The organism is Burkholderia sp. HMSC10F09, from assembly GCF_001806955.1.
Classification (GTDB): Bacteria; Pseudomonadota; Gammaproteobacteria; order Burkholderiales; family Burkholderiaceae; genus Burkholderia; species Burkholderia multivorans.
This window is the reverse complement of record NZ_KV786667.1, coordinates 1-8,508: the sequence shown is the minus strand read 5'-3', so window position 1 is coordinate 8,508 and position 8,508 is coordinate 1. Positions and strand designations below refer to the sequence as shown.

Here is an 8,508-nt window from a genome sequence, read left to right as displayed (position 1 = left end):
CCTTAAACACAAAATTCCTGACAGGCCCGTCCATGAACGCATCGAGTGGCTGCCCGAGAACGGTCCGGTAGACGACAGGATCCAGATTGATTCTCAGCTTTCCACGCACAGCCGACGCGCCATCCGCCGCAGCGGCCGCCGCTTCCTCAAGGCCGGCCAGATGGGGCATGACCTGCTCGTAAAAGCGGCGGCCCTCTTCAGTCAGGGAGACAGAGCGCGTTGTCCGGTTGAAGAGCCGGATGTTCAACCTCTTTTCCAGCCGCGCAATCGCGCGACTGACGCCCGGCGGCGTCATTCCTATCACCTCCGCAGCGCCCACAAAGGTCCCCGCATCCACTACGGCGGCGAACACGCTAATGCTGCCGGAAAGTTTCTCGCTACTGGATCTCATGGTTGCTCAAGTTAATACGGTTGGCGGAGCGCGATCGACCGCGTGAAGGCGAACGCTGCGCCGCGCAGCAGTGCTGGCGGGGTCCGTTGATCATGCCAAATTGATGATCCATTGTCACTTATCTAATGACATCCATGTCATTTTGTTTCGTTTGGTGCTTGTCCAGAATACGTCTCGCCGACGCATTCGTTGGACATCGACGCAAACCGGTCGCGGCCCGGTTTTTCGCCATCGCCGAGCACTGCAATGCCGCGATTCATTCATTCGGGAAGAAACCAAAATGGCAGGTCAAACAGATCGTCGCCGTCTCCTGAAGGGAGCATCGAGCCTGCTGGCGCTTGCGACGCTTGGTGGCGTTGTAAGCCGCGACGCGCAGGCACCTTTCTACGATGCGCGCGCCGTGGACCTATACGGGCGTCGAGCAGGCGTTTTACGACGGTTTGCGTCGCGTCTGAACGATTGACCGTCGGCACGCCAACACTGGATCAACCGATATCACCACACACGGAGAACGAGCAATGTATGCAATCACAGGAATCACCGGCAAGGTGGGCGGTGCACTGGCCCGCGAGCTGCTGGCTGCCGGTCAGCCGGTGCGCGCCGTCGTGCGCGATGCGACACGGGCAGAAGCTTGGGCAGAGCGAGGGTGCGAAATCGCGACGGCTTTCATGGAAGACTCTTCGTCGCTCGCCGCCGCATTCGAAGGCGCGACCGGCGTTTTCATCCTGCCGCCTTCGGAGTTCGATCCGGAGCCCGGGTTTCCCGAAGCGCGCACAGTGATTGACGCTGTGTCCGCCGCACTCCTGAAGGCGCGACCCGGTAAGGTCGTCTGCCTCTCGACGATCGGCGCGCAGGCCGACGAGGTCAACCTGCTCACTCAACGCACGCTGATGGAGCAGGCGCTGCGCGAGATGCCGATGCCCGTGACGTTCCTGCGCCCAGGCTGGTTCATGGAGAACGCCGCATGGGATGTTGCGTCTGCAAGCGACGATGGCGTGATTGCCAGTTACCTGCAGCCGCTCGACAAGCCGGTGCCGATGGTCGCCACTGCGGACGTAGGCCAGGTTGCCGCCGACCTGCTTCGGCAAACTTGGTACGGCGTGCGCGTCGTCGAGCTTGAAGGTCCACGCCGGGTAAGTCCTAACGATCTCGCAGCGGCTTTCGCCAGTGTGTTGCATCGTCAGGTACGCGCGGAAGTCGTCGAACGGCACACGTGGGAAGCGCTGTTCCGCACGCAGGGCATGAAGCATCCTCTACCTCGCATGCGCATGCTGGACGGCTTCAACGAAGGCTGGATCTGTTTCGAAAGTAATTCTGACGAAATCTTGCGCGGGCACGTCGAACTGGAGACTGTTGTCGGCGAGCTTGTGTCACGTCGAATCTGATCGGAGCCGGCAGCGACGCGTGGACTCAGAGTCCCACTCTACCGAAGCACCAGGTTCTCGTTGATACAAGGAGTACACGATGGAATACGGCGCGCTGGGCAGAACTGGTCTACGCGTTTCACGGTTGAGCCTCGGCGCAATGACGTTCGGTGCTGGCTCAGGCATCTGGGGCGATATTGCAGGCTTGGACCGCGATCAGGGCACCCGGCTTGTCGCGATGGCCGTGGAACGTGGCGTCAACCCATCGACACGGCGGACGTCTATACGACCAACGCGATCGAGTCGCTGCACATGCAGCTTCGGAAGATCATCAAGGCGTGCGGCCACTTTTGGAAGCGCGCCATGACTCAGTTCGCGCTGCTTTACCCGGAACGATTCAACATTGGAGTCTGAATCTCAACCCGCCTCACACACGGAATTCCGGATACCTCCGAGGGCGGCAGCTTTCGGCCGCGATCGGTCGTTGGACAGTCACTGACGAATCGCTGACAATCTAGCCACCCTGCAATGGCTGCCCGCGGCTACCGGAAGCGTATATGCGCTCAAACTTTCTGGTCTCCAATCGTACCGCCCAGTATCAAACGATCGCGCTGATCCTCATATCGATGTTCTGTTTCGCGATCGTCGACGCACTCGGCAAAGCCGTGGCGCTCGATTATCCGGCAAACGAAGTAACGTTCTTCCGCATGCTGTTCGGGATCGTGCCGGCCGTTCTCGTCAGTCTTCGTGGCGAGCCGTTGATCGCTCGTGTCAAGAATATCGATCTTCGCGGACAGACTACGCGCGCGCTGACGCTACTCGGCGCTTCCGGACTATTCTTCGCCGGCTTGCCTTACCTGCCGTTGAGCGAGGCCGTCGCAATCGTTTATTCGGAGGCGATCTTTGTCGTTATCCTTGCCCCGTTGCTCCTCGGGGAGCGCTTGATCGCGCGGAACGCAGTCGCAGCGTGCGTCGGCTTTATCGGCGTCATTCTGGTTGTCCGTCCACACGGTAGCTTGTCGACTTTCATCGGCCCGTGTCTGCTGCTGTTGAGCGCTGTGTGCGGCGCGCTTTCGATGATTCAGATTCGCAGGCTCAAGGTGAGCGACGACTCGAGCCTCACCGTGCTTTTCTTTACCACTTTCGGGACCGTCGTGACCGGTATTTCCCTATTGTTTGCGTGGCGGACACCGACACTCAGGGACCTGTTCATCATGGCGCTGCTCGCGATATTCGCCACTGCCGGCCAGCTTCTCTTTACGGTCGCAGTGAGGCGCGAAAACGCGGCGACACTCGCCCCTTACACCTACACAAGCATCATCTGGGCAACGCTTTTCGGATTCGTCGTATGGGGCGAGACGTTAGACCTCGTGCCGGTCCTCGGGATAATCGCAATCGTCGGAAGCTCGATCGCTGTTGCGATTCGGGAAGAGCCGCCTGAGGGGCCGGCGGTTTAGCCGATCGCCCAACCCACCTTCCCCCCACCCCCACTTTCCTCTACATTACCGAAGCCTCCCGGCCCCAAACCGCAAAGGCGAACCTGAGAGCTCACCCAAAAACAACGAGGGACCCGAACGCATGAACATCAGCAAACGCGGCGACCACCTGTTCGCAACCGGCCTGCCGAAAACGATCGGCGACGTCGCCAAACTCGTCCGCACGCAGATCGGCGAATACAGCGAAGGGCGCGTACTGGCCGACGAACTGTTCGCGATGCAGCGCGAACTCGGCGGCAACGAATTCGACGTGACGATCAATCGCGGCCGGCCCTTCTCGGGCCACGATACCCACTCGCTGATTTTCGGCACGGTCGTCGACCGCTTCCGGCTCGACATGCAGGCGGTCGTGTTCGCGATGAAGCACCGCCGCAGCATCGACGCACGCGACGGCGCACAGCGAGGCGAAGCGCTCACGCAGGCGAACGCGCACCTCGCGACCGCGAAGCAGTACGCGCAGTTCACGGTCGGGCGGCTGTTCGATGCGGTCGTCGACCGCGACGTGCTGAAACAGATTCTGGATGCGACGTCGACCACGCGCGGGCGCGCGCCGGCCGAACAAAAGGGAATCGAGGAGGCGAAGCGCAAGCTGAGCGACGCGCGTTACCGGATCCTCGGCGCCATCGGGCGGATGTGACGGCCGCGCCGGCTCGTCGAGCCGCGCGGCATCGTCGATGCGAGCGGGCCGGCCGCCGCGCCGCGATGGCGCCGCCGCCGGCCGCGTCTTTTTACTGCGGGCCCATCTTCTTGATCAGCACATCGAGCTGCGCGACTTCTTCTTCGGTCAGATCGACGAGCGGCGCGCGCACCGGGCCCGCATCGTGGCCGACCAGCTTCGCGCCGGCCTTCACGATGCTGACCGCATAGCCCGCGCGGCGGTTGCGGATCTTCAGATACGGCAGGAAGAATTCGTCGATCAGGCGGCCGACGGTCGCGTGATCGTCCTTCGCGATCGCTTCGTAGAACGTCATCGCCGTCTTCGGGATGAAGTTGAACACGGCCGACGAATACACCGGCACGCCGAGCGCCTTGTACGCGGCCGCATAGACTTCGGCGGTCGGCAGGCCGCCGAGATACGCGAAGCGCTCGCCGAGGCGGCGGCGGATCGTGACCATGCTTTCGATGTCGCCGACGCCGTCCTTGAAGCCGATCAGGTTCGGGCAGCGATCGGCGAGGCGCTCGAGCATGTCCGCATTGAGCTTCGAATTCGCGCGGTTGTACACGACGACGCCGATCTTCAGCGCGCGGCAGACCTGCTCGACGTGCTCGGCAATCCCTTCCTGGCTCGCTTCGGTCAGATAGTGCGGCATCAGCAGCACGCCGCTCGCGCCGAGGCGCTCGGCTTCCTGCGCATATTCGATCGCGACGCGCGTCGCGCCGCCCGCACCGGCGAGGATCGGCACCTTACCCTTGCAGGTTTCGGTCGCGACGCGGATCACGTCCGAATACTCGCGCTGCGTGAGCGAGAAGAATTCGCCGGTGCCGCCGGCGGCGAACAGCGCGCTCGCGCCATACGGCGCAAGCCATTCCAGACGCGCGGCGTACGTGGTCGGGCGGAAGCTGCCGTCGGCGTCGAAGTCCGTCAGCGGAAACGACAGCAGGCCGTGGGAAATGATCTGTTTGAGTTCTTGCGGTGAGGTCATGGTTGGGTCGTCCGTCTAGCGCGAGTGCTGGGTTCGTCGGGAACGGCATACGAGCCATAGTGGCGATGTCGTTGTATGTCATCGTACAACGCAAGAACAGGCGGCGCAAGCGGTTTGCTCGCCGGGGAATAGTAGGGTCTTTCCGGATAAGGGTTTACGAACTATGCGCGATCGGTGTTCAATGTCGTATGATGACTAACGATATGACTTGCCGCTTTCAGGAATTCCGATGACTGCATCCCCGCTCTATATCCGTGTGCATCCGGACGACAACGTTGCGATCGTCGTCAACGACGGCGGTCTGCCGGAGGGCGCGACGTTCGCCGACGGGCTGACGCTGCGCGAAGGCGTCCCGCAGGGCCACAAGGTCGCGCTGACCGATCTCGCGGCCGGCGATCCGATCGTGCGCTACAACGTCGTGATCGGCTACGCGCTGACCGACCTGCGGCGCGGCAGCTGGGTCAACGAGCGCACGATGCGCATGCCGGAGCCGCCGGGCCTCGACGACCTGCCGCTCGCGACGCGCCGCGCGCCGCCGCTGGCGCCGCTCGAAGGCTACACGTTCGAGGGCTTCCGCAATCCGGACGGCTCGGTCGGCACGCGCAACATCCTCGCGATCACGACGACGGTGCAGTGCGTGGCAGGCGTCGTCGAGCATGCAGTGAAGCGGATCAAGGCCGAACTGCTGCCGCGCTATCCGAACGTCGACGACGTCGTCGGCCTCGAGCACACGTACGGCTGCGGCGTCGCGATCGACGCGCCCGATGCCGACATCCCGATCCGCACGCTGCGCAACATCAGCCTGAATCCGAACTTCGGCGGCGAGGTGATGACGGTCAGCCTCGGCTGCGAGAAGCTGCAGCCGGACCGCCTGCTGCCGCCGGGCGCGATCCCGGTGGTCGCGGCCGAGGGTGGGCCCGACAACGGCGGCGTCGTGTGTCTGCAGGACGCCGCGCATGTCGGCTTCCAGTCGATGATCGATTCGATCATGACGATGGCCGAATCGCATCTCGAGCGGCTGAACCGCCGGCGTCGCGAGACGTGTCCGGCGTCGGATCTCGTCGTCGGCGTGCAGTGCGGCGGCAGCGATGCGTTCTCGGGGCTGACGGCCAATCCGGCAGTCGGCTTCGCGGCCGACCTGCTCGTGCGCGCCGGTGCGACGATCATGTTCTCCGAAGTGACCGAAGTGCGCGACGGCGTCGCGCAGCTGACGTCGCGCGCGGCGAACGAGGACGTCGCGCGCGAGATCATCCGCGAGATGGACTGGTACGACCGCTATCTGCAGCGCGGCCGCGTCGACCGCAGCGCGAACACGACGCCGGGCAACAAGAAGGGCGGCCTGTCGAATATCGTCGAGAAGGCGATGGGCTCGATCGTGAAATCGGGTAGCGCGCCGATCGCCGGCGTCGTGCGACCGGGCGAGCGTGCCCGGCAAAAGGGGCTGCTCTACACGGCGACGCCCGCGAGCGACTTCATCTGCGGCACGCTGCAGCTCGCGGCCGGCATGAACCTGCACGTGTTTACGACGGGCCGCGGCACGCCGTACGGGCTCGCGCAGGTGCCGGTGATCAAGGTCGCGACGCGCAGCGATCTCGCGCGCCGCTGGCACGACCTGATGGATCTCGACGCGGGCCGCATCGCGACCGGCGCGGCGACGATCGAGGACGTCGGCTGGGAGCTGTTCCACATGATGCTCGACGTCGCGAGCGGCAAGCGCCGCACGTGGGCCGAGCAATGGAAGCTCGCGAATGCGCTCGTGCTGTTCAATCCGGCGCCGGTGACCTGACGCGCGGCTATCTCGGTCGAACGATGCGGGCGCCTTCGGGCGCCCGTTGTCGTTTCGGGGCGCCGCGTCGTTCGTCGCGTGCCGTGTGCGCGCATCGCGAATCGCTTACCTCGCACGTAATCGACGGCCCGCGCGACGCCGGCGACGATAGCGACACGCGGACACGAAACGTTCGCGGCATCGTCTCCCATCCATCCGACCAGGAGTCTCGCATGAACACCAGTGCCCAATCCGTCCATACCGACCTGATCGACCGCTACTTCGATGCGTGGAACGAGCCCGACGTCGCGCGCCGCCGCGCGCTGATCGACGCGACGTACGCGAGCGATGCCGCCTATCGCGATCCGCTGATGGCCGGCGACGGTCACGCGGGCATCGACACGATGATCGCGGCCGTGCAGGAGCGCTTTCCGGCATACCGCTTTCGCCGCACCACCGATGTCGACGGTTTCGGCCAGCACCTGCGCTTCTCATGGGCGCTCGAGGCGCCGGACGGTACCGCGATCGTGAAGGGCTCGGATTTCGGCACCGTCGATGCGTCGGGCCGCCTGAAGTCGATCACGGGCTTCATCGACGAAATGCCGGCTGCGGCGGCGTAACGCACATCGCGGCATGCGCAGCGGGCGCCGGGATCGGGTAACGTTATGCGGTTCGTTCCCGCTCCCGGAGCTCCCGACATGCTGAAGAACCTCGATCCGCTGCTGCACGCCGACATCCTCCACACGCTGCGCGCGATGGGCCACGGCGACGAAGTGGCGATCTGCGATGCGAATTTTCCGGCCGAATCGGTCGCACAGCATACGGTCGTCGGCCGCGCGCTGCGGATCGACGGCGCCGATTCCGCGCGCGTCGTGCGCGCGGTGCTGTCCGTGCTGCCGCTCGACACGTTCGTGGAGACGGCCGCGTGGCGCATGGAAGTCGTCGGCGATCCGGCCGCGCTTCCGCCGGTGCAACGCGAGGTGCAGGCCGAGATCGACCGTGCGGAAGGGCGGGCGGTGCCGCTCGCCGGCATCGACCGCTTCGCGTTCTACGAACGTGCGCAGCAGGCGTACGCGGTGATCGTCACCGGCGAACTGCGCGGCTACGGCTGCTTCCTGTTCAAGAAAGGCGTGTTGTTGAGCGACGCCGGCTAAACACGCGGCGGGCCGTGCTGCACGCGGCCATGTAAAGTTTTGCTACAACTCTTGGACGACGCGCACGGACGCTCTATGCTGGCCCATTTGCCGCGCGCACCGCAGCGCGCGGTGCCGAGCGGCCCGGCCGCGCTCGCGCGACCGGACGTACTGCATACGAGGAGAGAGGCATGACGCGTTCCGTCGATTCCGGCGTCATTTTTTTCGCACGCCTGGCGCTGGCGGCGTTGTTTCTGTGGGGCGGCGTGATGAAGCTGCTCGGTTACGGCGATTTCGTCGGCTATCTGCGCGGGCTGAACGTGCCGTATCCGCAGTTCGTCGCGCCGATCGTCGTCGCGATCGAAGCGCTCGGCGGTCTGCTGCTGATCGTCGGCTACCGCGTGAAGCCGCTCGCGCTGCTGATGGCGATCTACACGGTCGCGACCGCAATGGTCGGCCACAACTTCTGGGACGCGACCGATGCGGCGGTTCAGCACGACATGGTGATCCACTTCTGGAAAAACATCGCGATCGCGGGCGGCTTCCTGCTGCTGTTCGTGACGGGTGCGGGCGGCGCGAGCATCGACGGTTTGCGACGGCCGAGTTCGTCGTACGGCGGGCTGCGCTGATCCGCTCGCGCAGCGCCGGGTGCTGCGCGCTGCGTGCCGCACCACCGCACCACCGCACCACCGCGCCACCGCGCCACCGCGCCACCG

The 8,508-nt window shown here is 64.6% G+C and carries 9 protein-coding genes and 1 pseudogene; 8 read left to right on the top strand and 2 right to left on the bottom strand.

Features of this window, described 5'->3' with window-relative positions; genetic code table 11:
• Window positions 1–391, bottom strand: a 391-nt coding sequence (locus HMPREF3115_RS11420; RefSeq protein WP_141751670.1) for a LysR family transcriptional regulator, incomplete at its 3' end; no start/stop codon positions are given.
• 518 nt (window positions 392–909) lie between these two features.
• Here HMPREF3115_RS11420 and HMPREF3115_RS11415 point away from each other — a divergent pair.
• The 4 genes and pseudogenes from HMPREF3115_RS11415 (at window position 910) to HMPREF3115_RS11400 (ending at window position 3,888) form a co-directional block, all read left to right on the top strand.
• Window positions 910–1,776: an NmrA family NAD(P)-binding protein gene (locus tag HMPREF3115_RS11415; RefSeq protein ID WP_065495990.1), complete on the top strand. Its 867-nt coding sequence runs from the start codon at window positions 910–912 to the stop codon at window positions 1,774–1,776.
• 258 nt (window positions 1,777–2,034) lie between these two features.
• Window positions 2,035–2,169: pseudogene (locus tag HMPREF3115_RS31575) on the top strand (IS256 family transposase); the annotation flags it as partial.
• 143 nt (window positions 2,170–2,312) lie between these two features.
• Window positions 2,313–3,212 (top strand): DMT family transporter, encoded by a 900-nt coding sequence (locus tag HMPREF3115_RS11405; RefSeq protein WP_053298188.1) that lies wholly within the window; start codon window positions 2,313–2,315, stop codon window positions 3,210–3,212.
• A 121-nt stretch (window positions 3,213–3,333) separates the two neighbouring features.
• On the top strand, window positions 3,334–3,888 hold the full coding sequence (locus HMPREF3115_RS11400) for a hypothetical protein (RefSeq protein WP_070554456.1): 555 nt from the start codon (window positions 3,334–3,336) through the stop codon (window positions 3,886–3,888).
• A gap of 91 nt (window positions 3,889–3,979) precedes the next feature.
• Here the strand turns inward: HMPREF3115_RS11400 and kdgD are convergent, their stop codons facing one another.
• Window positions 3,980–4,894: a 5-dehydro-4-deoxyglucarate dehydratase gene (kdgD, locus tag HMPREF3115_RS11395; RefSeq protein WP_070554454.1), complete on the bottom strand. Its 915-nt coding sequence runs from the start codon at window positions 4,892–4,894 to the stop codon at window positions 3,980–3,982.
• A gap of 229 nt (window positions 4,895–5,123) precedes the next feature.
• On the opposite strand from kdgD, the gene garD reads away from it, so the two are divergent.
• The 4 genes from garD (at window position 5,124) to HMPREF3115_RS11375 (ending at window position 8,421) form a co-directional block, all read left to right on the top strand.
• Window positions 5,124–6,680 (top strand): galactarate dehydratase, encoded by a 1,557-nt coding sequence (garD, locus tag HMPREF3115_RS11390; RefSeq protein ID WP_053298190.1) that lies wholly within the window; start codon window positions 5,124–5,126, stop codon window positions 6,678–6,680.
• A 212-nt stretch (window positions 6,681–6,892) separates the two neighbouring features.
• On the top strand, window positions 6,893–7,279 hold the full coding sequence (locus HMPREF3115_RS11385) for a nuclear transport factor 2 family protein (protein WP_006406878.1): 387 nt from the start codon (window positions 6,893–6,895) through the stop codon (window positions 7,277–7,279).
• Between the two features lie 78 nt (window positions 7,280–7,357).
• Window positions 7,358–7,813, top strand: a complete 456-nt coding sequence (locus tag HMPREF3115_RS11380; protein WP_070554453.1) for an RbsD/FucU family protein — start codon at window positions 7,358–7,360, stop codon at window positions 7,811–7,813.
• 170 nt (window positions 7,814–7,983) lie between these two features.
• Complete coding sequence (locus HMPREF3115_RS11375; protein ID WP_006397221.1) at window positions 7,984–8,421, top strand: DoxX family protein; 438 nt, start codon at window positions 7,984–7,986, stop codon at window positions 8,419–8,421.
• The last annotated feature ends 87 nt before the right edge of the window (window positions 8,422–8,508 follow it).